This window comes from Alteromonas sp. LOR (genome assembly GCF_000753865.1).
Taxonomy (GTDB): Bacteria; Pseudomonadota; Gammaproteobacteria; order Enterobacterales; family Alteromonadaceae; genus Alteromonas.
The window spans coordinates 131,742-152,565 of the sequence record NZ_JQFW01000015.1; the positions used below are offsets into that span (position 1 = coordinate 131,742).

At 44.7% G+C, this 20,824-nt stretch carries 27 protein-coding genes; 14 read left to right on the forward strand and 13 right to left on the reverse strand.

From position 1 onward, the window contains the following. Positions 1-6: 6 nt before the first annotated feature. From JV36_RS0105890 to mlaF, 6 genes are all read right to left on the reverse strand, one after another. On the reverse strand, positions 7-264 hold the full coding sequence (locus tag JV36_RS0105890; RefSeq protein ID WP_032096347.1) for a BolA family protein: 258 nt from the start codon (positions 262-264) through the stop codon (positions 7-9). Positions 265-293: 29 nt separating this feature from the next. Beyond that, positions 294-602, reverse strand: a complete 309-nt coding sequence (locus tag JV36_RS0105895; protein ID WP_032096346.1) for an STAS domain-containing protein — start codon at positions 600-602, stop codon at positions 294-296. Continuing rightward, positions 599-1,237, reverse strand: coding sequence for an MlaC/ttg2D family ABC transporter substrate-binding protein (locus tag JV36_RS0105900; RefSeq protein ID WP_442853185.1), 639 nt, complete (start codon positions 1,235-1,237; stop codon positions 599-601). The genes JV36_RS0105895 and JV36_RS0105900 overlap by 4 nt, the downstream gene beginning before the upstream one ends. 124 nt (positions 1,238-1,361) lie before the next feature. Next, the gene (mlaD, locus tag JV36_RS0105905) at positions 1,362-1,832 is read right to left on the reverse strand and encodes an outer membrane lipid asymmetry maintenance protein MlaD (protein WP_032096344.1); all 471 of its coding nucleotides are present in this window, start codon (positions 1,830-1,832) and stop codon (positions 1,362-1,364) included. A gap of 8 nt (positions 1,833-1,840) precedes the next feature. Next, a complete protein-coding gene (gene mlaE, locus JV36_RS0105910; RefSeq protein ID WP_032096343.1) occupies positions 1,841-2,617 on the reverse strand; it encodes a lipid asymmetry maintenance ABC transporter permease subunit MlaE in 777 nt (258 codons plus the stop codon). Then, positions 2,614-3,414, reverse strand: coding sequence for a phospholipid ABC transporter ATP-binding protein MlaF (gene mlaF, locus JV36_RS0105915; protein ID WP_032096772.1), 801 nt, complete (start codon positions 3,412-3,414; stop codon positions 2,614-2,616). The genes mlaE and mlaF overlap by 4 nt, the downstream gene beginning before the upstream one ends. A gap of 388 nt (positions 3,415-3,802) precedes the next feature. On the opposite strand from mlaF, the gene JV36_RS0105925 reads away from it, so the two are divergent. The 13 genes from JV36_RS0105925 (at position 3,803) to JV36_RS0105985 (ending at position 14,157) form a co-directional block, all read left to right on the forward strand. Next, complete coding sequence (locus JV36_RS0105925; RefSeq protein WP_032096341.1) at positions 3,803-4,759, forward strand: calcium/sodium antiporter; 957 nt, start codon at positions 3,803-3,805, stop codon at positions 4,757-4,759. Then, complete coding sequence (locus JV36_RS0105930) at positions 4,759-5,736, forward strand: KpsF/GutQ family sugar-phosphate isomerase (RefSeq protein ID WP_032096340.1); 978 nt, start codon at positions 4,759-4,761, stop codon at positions 5,734-5,736. Before JV36_RS0105925 ends, JV36_RS0105930 begins: the two co-directional genes overlap by 1 nt. 18 nt (positions 5,737-5,754) lie before the next feature. Next, entirely contained in the window at positions 5,755-6,303 is a 549-nt protein-coding gene (gene kdsC, locus JV36_RS0105935; RefSeq protein ID WP_032096771.1) for a 3-deoxy-manno-octulosonate-8-phosphatase KdsC, read from the forward strand. Beyond that, positions 6,300-6,878 carry an LPS export ABC transporter periplasmic protein LptC gene (lptC, locus tag JV36_RS0105940; protein ID WP_032096339.1) on the forward strand — a complete coding sequence of 193 codons (579 nt, stop codon included), beginning with the start codon at positions 6,300-6,302 and terminating at the stop codon, positions 6,876-6,878. The genes kdsC and lptC overlap by 4 nt, the downstream gene beginning before the upstream one ends. Further along, positions 6,847-7,443, forward strand: coding sequence for a lipopolysaccharide transport periplasmic protein LptA (gene lptA / locus JV36_RS0105945; RefSeq protein ID WP_052010202.1), 597 nt, complete (start codon positions 6,847-6,849; stop codon positions 7,441-7,443). Before lptC ends, lptA begins: the two co-directional genes overlap by 32 nt. A 2-nt stretch (positions 7,444-7,445) precedes the next feature. Then, the gene (lptB, locus tag JV36_RS0105950; protein ID WP_032096338.1) at positions 7,446-8,171 is read left to right on the forward strand and encodes an LPS export ABC transporter ATP-binding protein; all 726 of its coding nucleotides are present in this window, start codon (positions 7,446-7,448) and stop codon (positions 8,169-8,171) included. 77 nt (positions 8,172-8,248) lie between these two features. Beyond that, on the forward strand, positions 8,249-9,748 hold the full coding sequence (locus JV36_RS0105955) for an RNA polymerase factor sigma-54 (RefSeq protein ID WP_032096337.1): 1,500 nt from the start codon (positions 8,249-8,251) through the stop codon (positions 9,746-9,748). 28 nt (positions 9,749-9,776) lie between these two features. Further along, the gene (gene hpf / locus JV36_RS0105960; protein ID WP_032096336.1) at positions 9,777-10,064 is read left to right on the forward strand and encodes a ribosome hibernation promoting factor; all 288 of its coding nucleotides are present in this window, start codon (positions 9,777-9,779) and stop codon (positions 10,062-10,064) included. A 13-nt stretch (positions 10,065-10,077) separates the two neighbouring features. After that, entirely contained in the window at positions 10,078-10,524 is a 447-nt protein-coding gene (gene ptsN, locus JV36_RS0105965; protein WP_032096335.1) for a PTS IIA-like nitrogen regulatory protein PtsN, read from the forward strand. A 60-nt stretch (positions 10,525-10,584) separates the two neighbouring features. Continuing rightward, the gene (gene rapZ, locus JV36_RS0105970; protein ID WP_032096334.1) at positions 10,585-11,427 is read left to right on the forward strand and encodes an RNase adapter RapZ; all 843 of its coding nucleotides are present in this window, start codon (positions 10,585-10,587) and stop codon (positions 11,425-11,427) included. Positions 11,428-11,461: 34 nt separating this feature from the next. Beyond that, a complete protein-coding gene (locus JV36_RS0105975; protein ID WP_032096333.1) occupies positions 11,462-11,734 on the forward strand; it encodes an HPr family phosphocarrier protein in 273 nt (90 codons plus the stop codon). A gap of 296 nt (positions 11,735-12,030) precedes the next feature. After that, positions 12,031-13,389 (forward strand): magnesium transporter, encoded by a 1,359-nt coding sequence (gene mgtE / locus JV36_RS0105980; RefSeq protein ID WP_032096332.1) that lies wholly within the window; start codon positions 12,031-12,033, stop codon positions 13,387-13,389. Between the two features lie 39 nt (positions 13,390-13,428). Further along, positions 13,429-14,157 (forward strand): CBM9 family sugar-binding protein, encoded by a 729-nt coding sequence (locus JV36_RS0105985; RefSeq protein ID WP_032096331.1) that lies wholly within the window; start codon positions 13,429-13,431, stop codon positions 14,155-14,157. A 165-nt stretch (positions 14,158-14,322) separates the two neighbouring features. On the opposite strand, the gene JV36_RS0105990 is transcribed toward JV36_RS0105985, so the two are convergent. From JV36_RS0105990 to rplM, 7 genes are all read right to left on the reverse strand, one after another. Further along, positions 14,323-14,799, reverse strand: a complete 477-nt coding sequence (locus JV36_RS0105990) for a ClpXP protease specificity-enhancing factor (protein ID WP_081926546.1) — start codon at positions 14,797-14,799, stop codon at positions 14,323-14,325. Beyond that, positions 14,796-15,428 carry a stringent starvation protein SspA gene (gene sspA, locus JV36_RS0105995; protein ID WP_032096330.1) on the reverse strand — a complete coding sequence of 211 codons (633 nt, stop codon included), beginning with the start codon at positions 15,426-15,428 and terminating at the stop codon, positions 14,796-14,798. The genes JV36_RS0105990 and sspA overlap by 4 nt, the downstream gene beginning before the upstream one ends. Positions 15,429-15,542: 114 nt before the next feature. After that, a complete protein-coding gene (locus JV36_RS0106000; RefSeq protein ID WP_032096329.1) occupies positions 15,543-16,277 on the reverse strand; it encodes a cytochrome c1 in 735 nt (244 codons plus the stop codon). Further along, positions 16,274-17,539, reverse strand: a complete 1,266-nt coding sequence (locus tag JV36_RS0106005; protein ID WP_032096328.1) for a cytochrome b — start codon at positions 17,537-17,539, stop codon at positions 16,274-16,276. The genes JV36_RS0106000 and JV36_RS0106005 overlap by 4 nt, the downstream gene beginning before the upstream one ends. A 4-nt stretch (positions 17,540-17,543) precedes the next feature. Beyond that, positions 17,544-18,173 (reverse strand): ubiquinol-cytochrome c reductase iron-sulfur subunit, encoded by a 630-nt coding sequence (petA, locus tag JV36_RS0106010; protein WP_032096327.1) that lies wholly within the window; start codon positions 18,171-18,173, stop codon positions 17,544-17,546. A 391-nt stretch (positions 18,174-18,564) separates the two neighbouring features. Continuing rightward, positions 18,565-18,957 carry a 30S ribosomal protein S9 gene (gene rpsI, locus JV36_RS0106015; RefSeq protein WP_032096326.1) on the reverse strand — a complete coding sequence of 131 codons (393 nt, stop codon included), beginning with the start codon at positions 18,955-18,957 and terminating at the stop codon, positions 18,565-18,567. A 12-nt stretch (positions 18,958-18,969) separates the two neighbouring features. After that, positions 18,970-19,398 (reverse strand): 50S ribosomal protein L13, encoded by a 429-nt coding sequence (rplM, locus tag JV36_RS0106020; RefSeq protein ID WP_032096325.1) that lies wholly within the window; start codon positions 19,396-19,398, stop codon positions 18,970-18,972. Between the two features lie 310 nt (positions 19,399-19,708). Between rplM and JV36_RS0106025 the strand changes: the two genes are divergently transcribed. Then, on the forward strand, positions 19,709-20,761 hold the full coding sequence (locus JV36_RS0106025; RefSeq protein WP_152561550.1) for a transporter substrate-binding domain-containing protein: 1,053 nt from the start codon (positions 19,709-19,711) through the stop codon (positions 20,759-20,761). Positions 20,762-20,824: the final 63 nt, after the last annotated feature.

Here is a 20,824-nt window from a genome sequence, read left to right on the forward strand (position 1 = left end):
CGCCTATTACTGAGGAATATTGAACTGGCGCTCGCGCTCCCAGTCTTTCACTGAAAAAGTTTTGATTGAAATCGCATGCATTGAGCCATCTGCGATTTTATCGGCAAGCGGCGCATAAACAGCTTGTTGGCGCTTAACACGGCTCATTTCGTTAAAGGCATCACTAACGGCAATGATATTAAAATGAGAGCCTTCGGCTTTTACGTGAACTTCGTGAAGGTCTAATGCATCCTTCAAAATGCTTTCGATTTCTGACAATTCCATAATGTACTTCTTTATCTTAAAAATTGGCGTTATTTAACCGGCAAAAAACCATCCACATTGCTTATTTTCGCAAGCTTGTGTAGTTTTTCAGGCATATGCTGTATGACCATGCTAACACCGTTTTGGTTCGTATCCCTAACGGCATTTATTAGCCAAGCCAATCCGGCACTATCCACTCGTTCCACATCGCTCAAGTCAACGTTACAAGTACCCAAACTTTTTAAGGTACTTTGCTGCTGTGAACTGAGACGCTGCCAAAGGTTCGTAGACAGGGTTTCACGGTCTAAGTTACCGTGAACAACAATATCTCCGTTTCCGCCAACGTCGAAAAGGCTCACACAGACTCTCCGTCAATTTCGATAGATTCACCGGCATTGAGTTCTACTGGCTTGCCAATTTTTTCACGCATCAGCGAGATAACCGCGTCAATACCGTCTGTACGTAGGATAGACTCAAACTCGCTGCGCTTGCTGTTCAGCATGCTGATACCTTCAGCAACCATATCGTAAGCTTTCCACTCATTGGTTTTACTATCTCTGCGCACTTTAAACGCAATTTTGATATCTGGACGGTTAGGATCTTTTACCACAGCACGCACCGTGACTGACTTTTCTTTAGAGAAGTCTGACTCAGGCTCAAAAATCACTTCTTGGTTATCATAATATCCCATTGCTACCGCGTAGGTAGTGACAAGATACTGACGGAATACACTGATGTATTCGCCCATTTTTTCTTTAGGCACTGACTTAAAATGTTTGCCCAACACCATAAATGCAGCAAACTTATAGTCGATATGAGGCACCAATTCTTCTTGCATAATTGTGCGCAACATTTCAGGATCAGCTTGTATTTCAGACTGATTGGCCTTAATACGCTCGAAGGTAGTGTTTGCTACACCATGAACTAATTTATAGGGATTTTGCTCGTCTACCTCTTGTGCACTGACGGCGCTCGATAACGACAATACAACCATACCTAATATGGCGATTAATTTTTTCAACGTAATTCTCCTAACAAAAACATGCTATACAGCAGACCGGACTGATGCTTAATAAGTTTCACCCGTGCTCCTGATAAATTTTTAATAATTTTCTACTCTATTCGTCGCTACCGCGATTGAATAAGAACTGGCCGATGAGGTCTTCAAGCACTAATGCTGATTTGGTGTCTTGTAAATAATCACCGTCTTGCAAATCTGCCACGCCATCAAACGAAAACCCCGGCTGGAAACCAACGTATTGCTCGCCAAGTAAACCAGACGTCAATATTGATACTGAACTTGTCTCAGGAAAGCCGTTGTACTGCTTAAGGATGGACAACTCTACTATTGGGGTGAAATCGTCTTTATCTAGCGTAATGGAAGAAACTCTTCCCACTGTAACACCGCCCACTTTCACCGCAGAACGTGCTTTTAAGCCACCAATGTTGTCGAATTTTGCGTAAAGGGTATAGCTGTCGCCTTCAGTGGCAACAGACTGCTCGGCAACTTTCAGTGCCAACAACAGTAATGCGCTAATAGTAAGGGCAACGAAGAACCCCACCATGACTTCCGTTTTATACTTGTTCATTCTATCCTCTACTCGATACCAAACATGAGGGCGGTTAGCACGAAATCCAGCCCCAATACTGCTAATGATGAATAGACCACTGTTTCAGTAGTCGCCTTGCTGATCCCTTCCGATGTAGGAATAGAATCGTAACCTTTAAATATGGCAATCCACGTCACCACCAAGGCGAACACGACACTCTTTATTACGCCGTTAATAACGTCTTGGTTCCAATCTACTGTGGACTGCATGATAGACCAGTAGCTGCCTGAATCTACGCCTAGCCAATCAACACCCACTAAGTGTCCGCCCAAAATACCAATAGCACTGAAAATGACGGCTAACATTGGCATAGCGAGCATGCCCGCCCAAAATCGCGGAGCGACTATTCTGCGCAAGGGGTCTACCGCCATCATTTCGAGGCTGCTTAGCTGCTCAGTGGCTTTCATTAACCCAATTTCTGCGGTTAACGCAGAACCTGCGCGCCCGGCAAACAGCAAGGCCGTTACTACGGGACCAAGCTCTCGCAACAGGGACAACGCTACCATGGGCCCGAGGCTTCCCTCAGCGCCGTAGTCCACTAAGATGGTGTAACCTTGTAAAGCCATTACCATGCCGATGAACAAACCCGACACCATAATGATAAGCAAAGATTGCACGCCCACCACGTAGAGCTGCTGTATCACCAGAGGGATATTTTTTACCCGAGGCACAGCCACTAACGCACCGAAAAGCATTAATGTCGCCCGCCCGATAGCGGTCAATTTTGAAATAGTAGAAGCGCCTAAAGACTGCAAGAACCTCATTTACGCTCTCCTAAGAAACTCTTTTCTAGCTCTGGCGCAGGATAATGAAAAGGAACAGGCCCATCGGCTTTTCCGTTCAAAAACTGCTGTACCAGTTCGGAATCGCTGTCTCTTATTTGTTGAGCGGTTCCTTCCCCAATTACTCGCTTGTCAGCCAAAATATAAATATAGTCGGCAATAGTCAGTACCTCTTTCACATCGTGGGTTACCACAATGCTAGTCAAGTTTAGGGCATCGTTGAGTTCGCGAATTAGCTTTACCAGTACGCCCATAGAAATAGGATCTTGGCCTGCGAAGGGCTCGTCGTACATAATAAGGTCGGGGTCTAACGCGATGGCCCGTGCTAACGCAGCACGCCTTGCCATGCCTCCAGACAATTCGCTTGGCATTAAATCGGCAGCGCCACGAAGGCCCACTGCCTGTAGCTTTAATGCGACAATGGTAGCAATGACGTCATCAGCTAAGTTGGTATGCTCTTTAAGTGGAAAAGCGACATTGTCGAACACGGTCATGTCAGTAAACAGCGCGCCGCTTTGAAACAACATGCTCATTTTACGCCGTGCTTTGTAAAGTGCCTTGCGAGACATCGACACGATAGATTCTTTATCAAAAAGAATATCGCCCTCGTCTGGAATCAACTGCCCGCCGATTAAGCGCAACAGGGTGGTTTTACCAATCCCGCTAGGCCCCATAACTGCAGTGATCTTTCCCTTTGGTACGTTAAGCGTTATGCCGTCGTAAATAACGCGGTCGCCCCGACTAAAGGTTAAATTATCTATCTCAACTAAATGTTCCATAGTGTTTTGTTGTCGGCCCTCGACTAGACATCGCTGCATGAATACGCGCAGTATGCAAAACGCGTTGTGCAAATTAGATTTAAATTGTCCAAAAGCAATACAAAATTCATGCCTTCGAACAGTAACTGACCCCGATATGAGCGGTAAGTTTAAATTTTTCAGCATTGTACGCTTTTTTGAATCACTCGCCAAAGTCAAAAAGTTACAAGTTATGTTCGATGAAGACGAATGATTCATAACATAAGCTGAATCTCATTAACGAAACCTGAACAAGCGTTCTTTTTCGTACAATTCAGCTCGATAATGAAAAATAAAAGCCTAGCAGCATAGGCAAAGGGCACCGTTTTTGCGACAATCTTACGAAATAGACATTTAAATACAGGTCGTTGTGCTTTTAAACATTGTTATTTTCATCATCGGATTGATTGTTTTGAGCTGGAGTGCTGATCGTTTTGTTTACGGCGCTTCTGCATTAGCGAAAAATATTGGCATTTCCCCCATGATGATAGGATTAACTATCGTAGCTATGGGTTCCTCCGCACCTGAAATTGTCGTATCGGCTATGGCCTCAATAAATGGCAATATGAATACCGCTGTGGGTAACGCATTGGGTTCTAACATTACCAATATCGCGTTAGTACTTGGTATAACAGCACTCGTAAAGCCCCTTCTTGTTTCATCCACAACGCTCAAGCGTGAACTTCCCGCCTTATTGGTCATCTCACTTATCGCCATCGCATTTATGTTTGATGGCGAACTAAAATCTTATGAAGGTGTGATTCTGCTCGGTTTGTTTATCTTCGTGCTGGCAATGATGGCGTGGTTGTCACTGCAAGTTGATAAAGAAGACCCATTGATTGCAGAAACTGCTGATGAAATTCCAAAAGGCGTGTCTAACACCGCCGCTCTCATTTGGATTGGTCTGGGGTTAATTGTATTGCCCCTCAGCGCTCACTTTTTGGTTAATTCAGCCGTCGAAATAGCCCGATACATGGGGCTTTCTGATTTGGTTATTGGACTAACAATTATTGCGTTTGGCACCAGCCTTCCAGAGCTGGCTGCGAGTATTGCTGGGGTCTTAAAAGGCGAGGATGACCTGGCGCTAGGTAATATTATTGGTTCTAACATTTTTAATTTGCTTGCGGTGCTGGGTCTGCCTGGCCTTATCGCACCTGGGCTTCTCGACCCAGACGTACACAATAGAGATATGTACGTCATGTTGGGTTTAACATTGCTACTATTTCTGTTTAGTTTTGACTTAATTGGCAAACGTAAAATATCCCGCACAAATGGTGCAATACTTTTAGCCTGCTTCATAGGCTATCAATTTTGGCTGTTCGGATAATGACTAATAAACAAAACGACTACATTACCTCTGCAAAACGTGTCATCGACATTGAGGCTCGTGCAATTAGCAATTTAGCACAGCGACTGGACGAGAGTTTTGTTGCTGCCTGCGAAATGCTCTACGCCTGCTCTGGCAAGGTGGTAGTTAGCGGTATGGGCAAGTCGGGGCATATTGGCAATAAGATAGCCGCCACGTTGGCAAGCACTGGCACCCCAGCCTTTTTCATGCACCCAGGTGAAGCGAATCATGGCGACTTGGGAATGCTCAGTAAAAATGATGTGCTTTTGGCTATTTCAAATTCAGGCGAAACCGGCGAGTTGGTGAATTTGCTGCCGGTTGTAAAACGTCTTGGCGTTAAAGTCATCGCCATGACCAACAGTATTACCAGTACGCTAGGTCAATACGCCGATGTAGTACTGAACATCAGTGTGGAACAGGAAGCCTGCTCACTAGGGTTAGCGCCAACTACAAGCACTACCGCTACATTGGTGATGGGCGACGCTCTATCGGTGGCATTACTCGACAAGAAAGGATTTACTTCCGACGACTTTGCGCTATCACACCCAGGGGGCTCCCTTGGGCGAAAACTACTGTTAAAAGTCAGTGATATTATGTTGACCGGCAGTGATATTCCGCTAATAGAACCGACAGCAACCGTTGCCCAAGCGCTTCTTGAGATATCGCAAAAAGGCTTAGGCATGACCGGTATTGTGAATGAATCCGGTAAGCTAACGGGCGTATTCACCGACGGCGACCTTCGCCGTATCCTCGATGCTAGGGTCGACCTTCATGAGGCAACGGTGAGTGACGTAATGACCCAAGGCGGCAAAACAACCACAGCCGACCAACTCGCCGTTGAAGCTCTCAATGTTATGGAGAGTTTTAAAATAAGTGCACTCATGGTGCTTGACGATAATGACCATCCAGTCGGCGCGTTTAATATGCATATGCTATTGAAAGCAGGAGTGCTGTAAATGAACAAGAAACCAGATATGACAACCACGCTGTACACCGAACTCAATACGGACCTATTTGATGCACTAGCCAATATTAAACTGTTGGTGTGTGATGTTGACGGTGTTTTTTCAGACGGACGGATTTATCTTGGAAATAACGGTGAGGAATTAAAAGCCTTTCACACTCGCGACGGGTACGGCGTTAAAGCACTTGTCAGTCATAACATTGATGTTGCGGTGATTACCGGTAGACGCTCAGCCATTGTTGAAAACAGAATGAAGGCGTTACATGTAGCGCATATTATTCAAGGCGAAGAGAACAAGTTCGACGCGTTAAAACAGCTTATGGACCGCCTTGAACTATCACCTGAACACGTTGCCGTTGTTGGTGATGACATGCCTGATACCGGCATGTTTAAACATGCGAGCGTTAAAATAGCCGTTGCCGACGCACACCCCTTTGTCGTAAAACAAGCAAATTGGATCACAACCCTACCGGGCGGTTTTGGAGCAGTGAGAGAGATAAGTGACACGATTTTGCAGGCGCAAGGCGTAAGCAATGGCATTTTCGGGGCCAGCGTATGAATCAATTCGGTTTCAACCGACTTGGCGTCAGTATTTCAGCGCTATTTATTTTAGCCATGCTGATGTACATTCCTACCTGGATGGAAGAAGACCCAGTATTAGAAACGTCTGAAGGACTGGATGCATTAAAGCCTGCGTATAAAGCCAAAAACTTAACCACAACCCTTTATAATAATGAAGGGCAACTGAATCATAAAGTGTTCGCTTCTTCCATGGAGCATTACGACCAGCTTGGCTTTGTTTCTTTCGACCGGCCGAACTACACTCTCTATACGAATGATGCAGGTTCACCTTGGGTCGTGACAGCGCAAGAGGGAACCTTGTATAACAATGAATTAATACAATTAGAAAACAATGTGACAATTGAAAACCAAAGTCAGGACGACTTTGTGAAGTCAATTACCACTGAATACATTCAAATTAATTTGGATAACAAGCAGATGACGTCAGATCAACCCGTAGAAATACGCGGCATGCAATATGTTATTCAAAGTAACGGATTCAACGCAAACCTGCGCACCCAAAAATATGAGCTTATCGACCATGTACAAACTACGTATTCTCCTAGCAACTAGTGCGCTGCTAGTGCTTTGCACTAGCCCGGCATTAGGCAATGAAAATGATTTTACGCTGCCTATCGAGATTGGCTCTAACTCTCAGTTCATTGATGGTAAAAATAAGACAGCGCTATATAAAGATAACGTACTTATTACCCAAGGCTCGCTTACTATCGAGGCTGACGAAGTTGAAGTTATTGCATCCCAAGGAAGCGGCCGAGAGATTTTTGTTGCTCGTGGAAACCCAGCCAGCTATTCGCAAGAGCTTGAAGACGGTAACCCTGTTTCTGCAAGGGCGAACGAGATACGCTATGAAGTGGCTAAGCGTACTATTTCCCTTACCGGAAACGCAGAACTAAAACAGGACACCAGCCAAGTTAAAGGCAACAGCATTACTTTTGATATGATCACAGAACAACTGCTAGCCACAGGTGGCGCTGGTGATGCTAGTGGGCGCGTTACTACCGTATTTACGCCTGAGTCTATTCGCAAAGCGAAAGACGAGAGCAGCGAGGATAATGACGGTAGCAACGGTGACGGCAACAATGGTAACGGCAACAACGACGGTAAAGGCGAGCAGTAACAATGGCAACTCTTAGTGCAAAGAACCTTGCTAAAGCATATAAATCACGACAGGTAGTGATTGATGTTAGCCTGTCAGTCTCTACTGGGCAAATTGTCGGGTTATTGGGGCCAAACGGCGCGGGAAAAACCACGACCTTTTATATGATTGTGGGGTTGGTTCCTTCAGACAAAGGCCAAATATCTATTGATGATAATGAATTAACTCATCAGCCTATGCATGAGCGTGCAAGAGGCGGTATTGGCTATTTACCACAGGAAGCGTCCATCTTTCGAAAGCTAACTGTGCATGAAAATATTATGGCGATTTTACAAACCAGAAAGGATTTAAATTCACAGCAGCAGGAAGAAGAAGCCGATGCGCTACTTGATGAATTTAATATCAACCATATACGTAATAGTATGGGTATGAGTCTTTCCGGTGGAGAACGTCGCCGAGTAGAGATAGCACGAGCATTAGCAGCAAAACCTGAATTTATTTTGCTTGATGAACCTTTTGCTGGTGTTGATCCCATATCAGTTAATGATATAAAGAAGATAATACAGCACTTGCGCGACAGAGGGTTGGGTATACTCATTACCGACCACAACGTGCGGGAAACATTGGATGTCTGTGAAAAGGCGTACATCGTAAGTCATGGTGAACTTATTGCGCAAGGAACGGCGGAACAGGTTTTAAGTAATCAAAAAGTAAGGGATGTATACCTAGGCGAACAATTCAGGCTATAGTTATTGTGTGTAACCTAATTGTCATTTTTCATAAGCGCTCAGGTATATTCACTCAAGAGCATTAAAATAAGATATAGATGAAACCATCTTTACAGTTAAAATTTAGTCAACAACTAACGATGACTCCACAGCTGCAACAGGCAATCAAGCTGCTGCAGCTGTCTACACTCGATCTTCAACAGGAGATTCAAGAGGCCCTCGACTCAAACCCTCTACTAGAAGTAGAAGAAGGTAATGACGAGCCTCAGGCAGAAAAAAACAACATGGACAATGACGATAGCCAAATCGAAGCTACCGCGTCAGCGTCCAGCGACACGCTAGAATCAGGTGATGCTTTAGAAAAGAACGACTTACCCGATGAACTGCCAATTGATAGCACCTGGGACGAATATTACTCAGCCTCTTCCGCGCCTGCGCCTGGCCCGTCAAATAACGACGATGACCATGTTTTCCAAGGCGAAACCACTGACGACATTCAAACACACCTACTTTGGCAGATGCGTTTAACCCCTTTTTCTGATGTTGACAGAGCTATCGCCGTTGCCATTATCGACTCGATTGACGAGTCAGGTTATTTAACCGCTACACTAGATGAGATATTAGAAGCGGTAAACTTCGAAGATATCGAAACCGAAAATATTGAAGAAGAAATCGAATTAGATGAAGTTGAGTGTGTACTGAAACGCATTCAGATGTTTGACCCTATCGGCTCTGGCTCTCGCTCTCCGCAAGAGTGTCTGTTGGTGCAACTGCGCCAGTTTGCTGACGACACACCTTGGTTAGATGAAGCAAGAAGACTGATTGAGGACTACTCAGACCTTCTCAGTAGCAAAGATTATAGAACCCTCATGCGTAAAAGCCGTTTGAAGGAAGATGAACTTCGCGAGGCCATGCGTTTACTTCAAACCTTGAATCCTCGCCCAGGTAGTGCTTTAGTTACTAAAGAGCCTGAGTACGTTATTCCAGATGTATCGGTGGCGAAGAAGAACGGTCGCTGGACTGTTGAACTCAACCCCGACAGCTTGCCTAAGCTTGGTGTAAATCAGCAATACGCAGCAATGAGTCGAAAAGCGAAAAACAGCAGTGACTCTCAGTTCATTCGTTCTCATATGCAAGAAGCTAAATGGTTTATAAAGAGTTTAGAGTCTAGAAACGATACTTTAATGAAAGTGGCTAACTGTATCGTTCAACAGCAAATGGGATTTTTTGAGCACGGACCAGAAATGATGAAACCAATGGTGCTCAATGATGTCGCAGAAATGGTGGATATGCACGAATCCACAATATCGCGAGTAACGACTCAGAAGTATATGCATACGCCGCGCGGTATTTACGAATTGAAGTATTTCTTTTCTAGCCATGTGGCAACTGAGTCTGGCGGCGAGTGTTCGTCAACGGCCATTCGTGCATTAATAAAGAAATTGGTAGCAGCAGAAACGCCAAGCAAACCATTAAGCGATAGCAAAATTGCTTTATTGTTGGCAGAGCAAGGCATAAAAGTCGCTCGGCGGACAATAGCAAAATACCGGGAGTCTTTATCGATACCCCCGTCTAACCAACGCAAAAGCCTTATCTAAAGGCGTTATATTAAAAGGAAGACGAAATATGCAAATCAACCTAACTGGTCATCATGTGGAAATCACCGATTCTTTGCGTAATTATGTCGATACGAAGTTTAGTAAACTTGAGCGTCACTTTGATCACATTTCTAATGTGCATGTCATCCTGAACGTAGAAAAAATAAACCAAAAAGCAGAAGCTACGATGCACTTAAGTGGTGCCGAAGTATTTGCATCCTCAGAAAATACCGATATGTATGCGGCGATTGACAGCATGGTTGATAAACTCGACAGGCAGGTGATCAAGCATAAGGAAAAACTGAAAAAGCATTAATAGATAATTAAGCATGGATATTAAAGCCATCGTAAGCCTAGACCGCACCGAGTGTGCGGTTCAGTGCAATAGCAAGAAGCGAATATTAGAAATCATTTCCGATATTGCTGCCCAAGACAATGCCAGCATTGACCAAGTCACCGTGTTGAATAGTCTTCTATCTAGAGAGCGGATGGGCAGTACAGGAATAGGTAACGGTATAGCGCTCCCTCATGGTCGTTTAGCGGGTTTAGAACACGTTATGGCCATTATTGTAACCTGCATTCCAGCGATTAACTTTGACGCCCTCGATGAAAAACCTGTCGATATATTTTTTGCACTGCTTGTGCCTGAAGAACAGACAGAGGGACATTTACAAACGTTAGCGACAGTGGCTGGTAAGCTCAGCGACAAAGACACTGTCAAAGCGATACGAAGAGCCAAAACCAACGAAGATATTGTTTCAGCACTTGGCATGTAAAGACAGTTTCAAAAGATACATTGACGTTTTCGTCATTTTTTTGTTTAGGGAGAAATATCGGTGAAGCTGATCATTATCAGTGGTCGTTCAGGCTCAGGAAAGTCGGTGGCATTAAGAGCACTGGAAGATTTGGGCTACTATTGTGTCGATAACATTCCCGTCAATTTGCTACCAACGCTCACCCATACTGTTGTGGATGAATACGATCAGGTAGCGGTGAGTATCGACGTACGCAATTTACCAAAGAATCCTAACGATTTGGTAGAAATATTAGACTACCTTCCCTCCTCTTGGTCGATGACGATTGTTTACATTGACGCCAGTGACGACGTGTTAGTAAAGCGCTTTAGTGAAACTAGACGTTTACACCCTCTAGCAAAATTAAATAAATCGCTCTCTGAGGCCATAAAGGCAGAATCAACGTTGCTTGGGCCTATTGTTGAGCGTGCTGACCTCTACTTAGACACAGATAAGCTCACTATACATCAGCTGGCCGAAATTATTCGAGAGCGGATTTTAGGTAAAAAGAGTTCTCGTTTGGTATTGGTGTTTGAATCTTTTGGCTTTAAGCACGGCATACCGAAAGACGCCGACTATGTATTTGACGCTCGTTTCTTACCGAACCCTCACTGGGAGCCTGACTTGCGGCATTTGACGGGTTTAGATGCACCTGTAGAAGTATTTCTTGGCTCACAACCTGTGGTAACTAAGTTTGTATGGCAAATCCAAAATTTAATTACTACATGGCTGCCTCATCTCGAGCGAAATAATAGAAGTTATGTCACGGTAGCCATTGGTTGTACGGGTGGTCAGCACCGGTCTGTCTATATTGCGCAGACGTTGTCAAAAACATTCGGTGAAATTCATCCGGATGTGCAGATACGCCACAGAGAGCTAAATTAACCACTCGCATTAATAAAAAAGAGCGTAAATACTAGTGACTATTGAGAAAACACTCACCATCGTCAATAAACTTGGCCTTCATGCAAGAGCGGCAACCCAACTGGTGCAGCTTGCGAATCAGTTTGATGCCAAAATAATTCTTGAAAAAGGCGATAAACAGGCCGACGCAAGCAGCGTGCTTGGGTTGATGATGCTTGAAAGCCATCAGGGTGAGCAGGTTAACGTGATTGTTGAAGGCGATGATGCAGAGGACGCCTTAGCCGCTATTGAAACACTCATTGAAGGACGCTTTAACGAAGACGAGTAACCTCGTAGGCCCTCCCATAGGCCAGCTCTCCTCTGGCCACTGGCTAAGCGTTTATATAACGTCTTATATAAGCGCTTATGTACGCTCTTATGTAAACGCTTATATCACTGATGATATAACTGCCGACAAGACAGCCAACATAACCGCTGACACGTAAAAACTCATTCTAAAACAATGTATTTATCATGACACTGCTAGGGTAAATACGCTATTCTATAAGCTCAATCTATTTGGTCATAGTCTACGGCGTGAAATACGCTTTCTTTGGGCACACTCTTGGTTAGGAATTGCTTTTCATGGCAGAAGCTCTCGTTTCTAAATATGTACAAACTCAATTGCGAACGCTCAACAATGCGCTGAGTAACGGCCAGTTTGTGTCGGTTAGAAAGCTCCTTCTTGAACTTCCGCCTTCCGACGTAGCCCACATTTTAGAGTCTAGCCCAAGCCGCACTCGTGACGAGCTATGGGAGTTGATTGACGGCGACTTTCACGGCGATATTTTAGAAGAACTGTCCGACGATGTTCGCAACGGCATAATTACTAAAATGCTGCCTGCAAACGTGGTGGACGCGCTTGAGGAAATGGACACCGATGACTTGGCAGAGACCCTAAGCAGCCTGCCAGAAACTGTCCTCCTCGACATCCTAGACTCCATGGACGCACAAGACCGACTGCGCGCCGAACAAGCACTATCTTATGGTGAAGAAACTGCCGGCTTCATCATGAATACCGACACTATCACCTTGCGTCCCGACGTTACTATTGATGTGGTGTTGCGTTATATCCGCCTCAAGGGCGAGTTGCCGGAAAACACCGATACCTTTTATGTGGTCAATCGCACCGATAACCTCGTGGGTATTGTACCAGTAACACGGCTTCTAACCGCAGACACTAGCGACACAGTCTCTGATGTGATGGATGAAGAGTCAGAAGCTATTCCGGTTAACATGCCAGACGATGAAGTAGCGAGCCTATTTGAACGCTATAACTGGCTCTCGGCACCTGTTGTTGATGAAAATAATCGCCTCGTCGGGCGAATCACTATTGATGACGTGGTTGATATTATTCGCGAAGACGCCGAACACTCCATGATGAGTATGGCGGGTCTAGACGACGATGAAGATACCTTTGCCCCTGTTATGCAAAGTACCAAGAGACGTTCAGTGTGGCTAGCGGTTAACCTAGCCACGGCATTGATGGCAGCTATGGTGAGCGACTTATTTGAAGCCACATTAAGCGCTTTAGCTGTACTCGCTATTTTAAACACCATTGTACCAAGCATGGGTGGTGTGGCAGGTAACCAAACCCTGACTCTTGTTATACGCGGTATGGCATTAGGCCACGTCAATGCAAACAACTCCCGCTGGCTGATCAGTAAAGAGATTGCCATTGGTGTGCTAAACGGCGTCATTTGGGCGGTATTAATAGCCTCTGTCATCGCACTGTGGAAACAAGACTATATGCTAGGTGTCATCATTGCATTTGCTATGCTTGTTAATATGATTGCGGCTGCATTAGCCGGCGCAACGCTGCCTATGATAATGAAGCGGCTAAAGATAGACCCTGCACTAGCGGGAAGTGTCATTTTAACCACCATCACAGACGTGGTGGGTATTTTTGCATTCCTAGGCACCGCCACATTGTTTTTGGTATAGCGGTAGCAGTAAATTTTCAATCATTCAGGGGGTATCTTTGTGAAGCACATAATATTAGCCGTTGGTTTACTTATTCCCTTCTTAGTAGCCGCTGGAAACGTTAATTACACGTCAACGCCTATCCACATTGATGGTGTATCAGAAGATGCTTGGAATAAAGCCACATGGCACGATATGCCCCATTTAATGGATGGAACGCTTCCCACATCAGATAACGACTTTAAAGGCCGCTATCGATTATTGTGGGATGAAAACTATCTGTATTTGCAGGCGAGTATCAGCGATGATGTGCTGATTGACACTCACCCTAACCCAACTAAGAAATATTGGGATGATGATGCGCTAGAGGTATTTATAGACAGCGATGCTTCTGGTGGGAATCACCAATTTAACCATACCGCATTTGCCTACCATATAGGTCTTGATAACCAAGCCGCCGATTATGGGCCTGACCAAAAACCGCATTTGTATACAGAGCATCTAATTAGCCATTGGCAACGACAAACATCAGCGCCTTATAACATCATCTGGGAAGTGGCGATTAAACTCTTTCCCAATAGTTATCAAGAAAATGGTAACAACACTCCATTAGTGTTGGATGAACATCGAGTGATTGGCTTCATGCTGGCCTACTGTGATAATGATGGCAGTGAAGTACGTGAGCATTTTATGGGCTCTCATGAGATACAGCCGGTCAACGGAGACAAAAACCGTGGGTACATAGATGCAGATGTGTTCGGCAAGATAACTTTGCTACCTAAACAGTAGAGGTGGCTACTTATCGCCTTTGGCAGGCATCGCCTTTAACAGCCTGACCTTTAAAAGCCATCGCCTTTCAAAAAGAACCGTCTAAAACAAAAAAGCCGCAGTATTTTAAAATACTGCGGCTTTTGAATAATTCGACCTATAACCTAGCTGATAATTACGCTTAGGCTACTTAATGACCTTCAGCGTGGGCTTACCCTTTTTAGGCGGTACAGGCGCGTCGCTTGAGGCAGGAGCATCAGCATCTTCGATAGATGTTGGCCCTGTTTGTTCTGGCTCACTAGATATAGGCTCTGCTGGCTCCATAGCATCAGAACGTGCTACGTCTTCTTCTGTGGCAAACACAGTACCAGCACCATTCTCACGTGCGTATATAGCAATTACCGCTTCGCAGGGCATGCTTAGACGACGAGGTTGACCTCCAAAACGCGCTTGAAAAGACAAACCGTTTATATCGAGGTTAAATCCAACGCAGGCACTCGGCGATACATTAAGTACAATCTGGCCGTCTTTAACAAATTCTTGCGGAACTTCCACCAATTCGTTTGTTGCATCAACAACAACGTATGGCGTCATATCGTTATCCACTATCCATTCATAAAAAGCCCTAAGTAGATAGGGCTGGTTTGACGTCATAGATGTCATAATGGGTTGTGGATCTCGCGCTCTTGGTCAGTCAAAGATGCTTTGAACGAACTGCGAGAGAAAATACGGTTCATGTAAGTACTGATTTCTTTGCTACCTGTTCCACTAAGCTCGATGCCTAATGCAGGTAAACGCCATAATAGCGGCGCTAAATAGCAATCTACCAAGCTGAACTCTTCACTCATGAAGTAAGGCATTTCAGCAAAAACAGGTGCTAAAGATAGAATAGCTTCACGAAGTTCATTACGTGATGACTCAACATCGCCTTCACCGCGGAAAATGCGTGCAGCTAGTGAATACCAATCTTGCTCGATGCGGTGCATCATTAAACGACTAGTACCACGAGACACTGGGTATACCGGCATCAATGGTGGGTGCGGGAAGCGCTCATCAAGGTATTCCATGATGATGTGAGACTTATAAAGTACGAGTTCACGATCAACAAGAGTGGGTACCGTACCGTATGGGTTTAACTCCAACAGATCTTCAGATAAGTTACTAGGATCTGTGTAGCTGATTTCAACACCCACACCTTTTTCTGCCAACACAATACGAACCTGGTGGCTATAAATATCAATTGTGTCAGAGAACAACGTCATGATAGAACGTTTATTCGCGGCTACGGCCATTCAATTTCCTCCGTCGAGAAACAAGTTAAAGCTCACTGTTACAATGAGCGAATTACAAATGCCAAAAAAGGGGGCGAGAAGCCCCCTTTTGGTATTATACATAAATCTGTGCGATTAGTGCACTTCTCGCCAGTAATCTTTCTTCAGCAAGTAAACAAACACAAACAATACGGCAATAAAGATAAGTACCCATTTACCGATTTTGTGCGACTCAAGTTTCGCAGGCTCGCCGGTGTACTCCAAAAAGTTCACGATGTCGCCTACGGCTTGATCGTATTCATCCGGAGACATTGAACCCGTTCCGTCAGATTTAATACCCACATAGCGCTTAACCATCTCGCCATCTACCATTTGCTCTTCATAGGTACGCGTTGGCGTGCCTTGAAGAGGTTGTAGAACATGAGGCATACCCACTTCTGGGAAGACAGTGTTGTTAACACCAAACGGTCTGCTTTCGTCCACATAGAATGCACGCAAATAGGTGTATATCCAGTCTGTACCGCGAACACGAGCGACTAACGTAAGATCAGGTGGCGCAGCACCAAACCACTGTGCTGCGGCATCTTCAGGCATAGCGCGTGTCATGTAATCAGACACTTTATCGCCTGTGAACTGCAGATACTGTTCGCCTAGTTCGTCTGGAATACCCAAATCAGTGAATGAACGCTGGTAGCGTTGATACTTCATTGAGTGACAGCCTGAACAGAAGTTCATGAACAACTGAGCACCGCGTTGTAGTGACGCCTTATCTGACAAGTCAATCGGCGCTTCGTCTAGATGCACGTTTCCACCTGCCGCCATCGCGACGCCAGGTAGAAAGAATGCTAAAAAGCACATCATTTTTTTCATTTAGGAATCCTCTCTGGCACAGGTTTAGTATTTTCGTTTTTGCTGTACAAGAACAATGCAATGAAGAAACCAAAGTACATGATTGTAGCAACCTGTGACGCAATGATTTTCCAGTTCTCTTGTGGCGTACCACCTAGGTAACCTAGGAAGATAAACACAATCGCGAACACGATAAGGTTCACTTTGTGTAAACCACAACGATAGCGCCATGATTTAACGCGACCACGGTCTACCCAAGGCATTGCGAACAATGCAGCAATAGCGCCAAACATAGCAAGTACACCAAACAGTTTGTCAGGTACTGCTTTCAAAATTGCATAGAATGGCGTGAAGTACCACACTGGGAATATATGCTCTGGTGTTTTCAGAGGATTAGCAATTTCAAAATTAGGGTGTTCAAGGAACTTACCGCCCATTTCAGGCGCGAAGAACAATACGTAAGTAAATAGTGCCAAGAATACACAGAATGCCACTAAGTCTTTCAACACAATGTGAGGGAAGAACGGTAGAACATCGTCAGCAATGTCGTATTTGCTCGTGTAGTACTCGTGAATTTTGTACTTCGTTTTCTCTGACTCTGGCAGTGAGCCTTTCTTGTGCTTAATGGCTACGCCATCCGGGTTGTTAGAACCCACTTCGTGAAGTGCAATAATGTGCAAGAACACAAGTATTACGATTACTAATGGCAATGCAATAACGTGCAGGGCAAAGAATCGGTTTAGCGTGGCGCCTGAGATAACATAGTCGCCCTGTAACCAAATAACGAGGTCAGGACCCACTACCGGAATGGCACCGAATAATGAAACGATTACCTGAGCACCCCAGTAAGACATTTGTCCCCATGGAAGTACATAGCCCATGAAGGCTTCAGCCATCAATGCAAGATAAATAAACATACCAAACACCCACAGTAGCTCACGTGGCTTTTGATACGAACCGTATATCATTCCTCGGAACATGTGCATGTAAACAACAATAAAGAACGCTGACGCGCCTGTACTGTGCATATAACGGATTATCCATCCGTAATCGATTTCACGCATGATGTATTCAACAGAAGCGAAAGCGCCCTCTGCTGAAGGTACAAAGTTCATGGTTAGCCAAATACCAGTAATTATTTGGTTGACCAGAACGATAGTTGCTAAAAACCCAAACACATACCAAAAGTTCATGTTTTTTGGCGCTGGGTATTGAATAGCGTGCATGTTTGCAACGCGCATCACCGGGATGCGGTCTTCAATCCAACCTAGAAAAGCGTTCATATAATTAAGCCTCCGCTTCTGAACCAATGATGATATTTGTATCATCAACGAACTGATAAGGCGGCACTACTAGGTTTAATGGTGCAGGAACGTTTTGGAATACACGTCCTGCCATATCAAACTTAGAACCGTGGCACGGGCAGAAGAAACCTTCAGGAACACCTTCAACGTATTCTTCAAACGCACCGTCTTTGAGATGCTGTGGAGAGCATCCAAGGTGAGTACAAATACCCACTAAGATTAAGTATTCTTCTTTCATGGAGCGGAAGCGGTTTTGCGCAAAGGTAGGTTGCTGCTCGGCTTCTGAATTTGGATCTTTAAGCTGATCTTCGTGCCCGCCTAGTGCTTCTAGAAGCTCAGGGGTACGACGCACAATCCACACGGGCTTGCTTCGCCACATTACACGCACTAACTGTCCAGGCTCAATCCCGCTGATATCAACTTCAACGTCAGCACCGGCCGCTTTCGCTTTGGCACTTGGATTCCAGGACGCAATAAAAGGCACTGCAGCACCAACGACACCTACACCGCCAACTACCGACGTGGCAACGGTCAAAAACCGACGACGGGTGTTGTTCTCAGGCTGATTTTCGTTGTGTGCAGACTTTGTTGCATCTACAGATACATTGCTCATCCACATTTCTCCAGGTTTGGATAATTATGATGCCATCTAAAAAGGCTTATACTGGTTTTATCTCGCCTGTATTACCGCATCATATGGCTTGTCGTGAGAGCGAAATAACAGCAAAAGGCGCTGTTTTACGGTTCCACGAAAGTTATCAATTTTTTCGACTGCAAATGATAAAAGAAAAGCCCTTATAAACACAAGGTTTTACTGGTATTTAAGCATAAATTTAATTCATTGAAGCTGAGGGTAAAATCGGTGATAAGCGCTTTAAATCAGGGTTTTAACATGAATAGCACCTAAAAAGCAGGGGAAATTAAACCTTTTTTATTTTGCTCAATATCTTACAGGCAATAAAAAACCCGGCAGAGCCGGGTTTTTGCAATACAAAAAACGTAAATTAACGTTTTGAGAATTGTGGACGCTTACGTGCTTTGTGTAGACCCACTTTCTTACGTTCAACCTGACGTGCGTCACGTGTAACGAAGCCAGCTTTGCGTAGTGCAGGACGTAACGCTTCATCATACTCCATAAGAGCACGAGTGATGCCGTGACGAATTGCGCCAGCTTGACCATTTGAACCACCACCTTTAACAGTGATGTATAGGTCAAACTTTTCTAGCATTTCTACAAGTTCTAGAGGCTGACGTACAACCATGCACTCAGTCTCACGACCGAAGTACTGATCTAGAGCGCGTTTGTTTACTTGAATGTTACCTGAGCCTGGACGCAAGAACACACGAGCGGTAGAACTTTTGCGGCGGCCGGTGCCGTAGTATTGAGTATCTGCCATGTCGATTGCCCCTTAGATGTCCAAAACTTGTGGTTGCTGTGCTGCGTGCGAATGTTCTGCACCAGCGTAAACTTTCATTTTACGGAACATTGCACGGCCTAGAGGACCTTTTGGCAGCATTCCTTTCACTGCTTTCTCAATAACCATTTCTGGTTTGAAAGCTAGCAGCTTTTCAAAGTTAGTTTCTTTCAGACCACCTGGATAGCCACTGTGCGCATAATAGATTTTGTTCAACGCTTTACGGCCAGTAACCGTAATTTTGTCAGCATTGATAACTATAATGTAATCACCAGTGTCCACGTGAGGCGTGTACTCTGGCTTATGCTTACCACGAAGGCGCAATGCGATTTCTGAAGCCAAACGGCCTAGAGTTTTGTCTGTGGCGTCAACCACGTACCAGTCACGTTGTACCGTTTCTGGCTTTGCAACAAAAGTTTTCATTTAAATATCACCCGAATAATATCGTCGTTACTGATTTCTGAACACCAGAAATCACCATAAAATCAACACAAGGACCCCTTCGAGCCGGTCGATTCTTCCACCTTCCCAAAGGTGGGCGTAACTGGGCAGGGCGCGAATTATACAGATTTTATGGCAAATGCGAACCCCTAGAGTGAAAAAATGTACAGTTTTTCTGCTTTAAACGGTGACATCCATTTCAATATAAGATAACGTTTATCTGCTTTATTTTTGACCAACCACACAAAACATAAAAGCAACCACAAAAAACTAGAAAAATAACGACGACATTATGAATCGCCCTACAGCATTTAGTATTGTAAACCTTATGGCGTGTGCTATCGCACTATCTGTTGTGTGTTATCCCGCAAATGCCTTTTATCCTGAGTCGGTTCAAAACGCAGTTAATGGAGCCGCTATTGAAGTAGATAACGAAACGGTTATTGAAACCCCTAGCGACTCGCCAAATAAAAAAGACGCTACTGCGGAGACCGTCGTACTTGCCAGAGCCTTCGCCAATGATGACTTTGGAAAGTACCAAATAGCAGTATTATCCCGAGCCCTTGAAGTCACATCAGAGTTCGGCGAGCTAAACATATCCCTTCACCCACAGCCCATGTCTCAAAGCCGTCAAGTGCGAAGCTTACTTGAAGGCTCTGCCGATATTATGTGGAGCGTAACGAGTAAGTCTAGAGAGCGCAAACTCACGCCTATACGACTGCCCTTACTGCGTGGTTATTCTGGCCATCGCGTCATCGTAGTAAACAAAGAGGAAAAGGCACAGTTTGACGACATAACCTCACTGGAAAGTTTAAAAGAGAAGCAGTTTGTACAGGGCTCCGATTGGCCGGATTTAACAATACTCAAAGCCAACGGATTTGGCGTAGTTAGCGAAGATTGGAGTACGTGGTTTCGTTCTATGTATCTGCTTGTTGAACGCAATGTGGTAGACGGCTTCCCTCGAAATATTATTGAGATTTATAACGACATTCAGCATTTTGACAACAACGTCTTAGCCATAGATAAGAACCACCTAATCACCTACCCCAACTACGAATATTTCTTTGTACGCCCTGATAAGCAGCAATTGGCCAATAGAATTCGCCTTGGGCTGATAAGGCTTATCGAATCAGGAGAGCTTGAAGAGATTTTCTATAGTATAGATACCCACTTACTCGCTATTGACCTGCTTAACGACCCCAAACGACAAGTACATGAATTAAACAACCCGCTCATTCCCGGCCCTCTTGACTATGCTGATTGGGTTAAAACCCCACAACTTGCGGTTAAAGCCATTGAGCTAGAGATGGGTTACCCCTCTTTAGCTATTGATGTGAATGATTAGTATATATCAGTTCTAAGCAGTTCCAATTTACCCATTGCGCTCCTACTATAAATAAAACGTAGA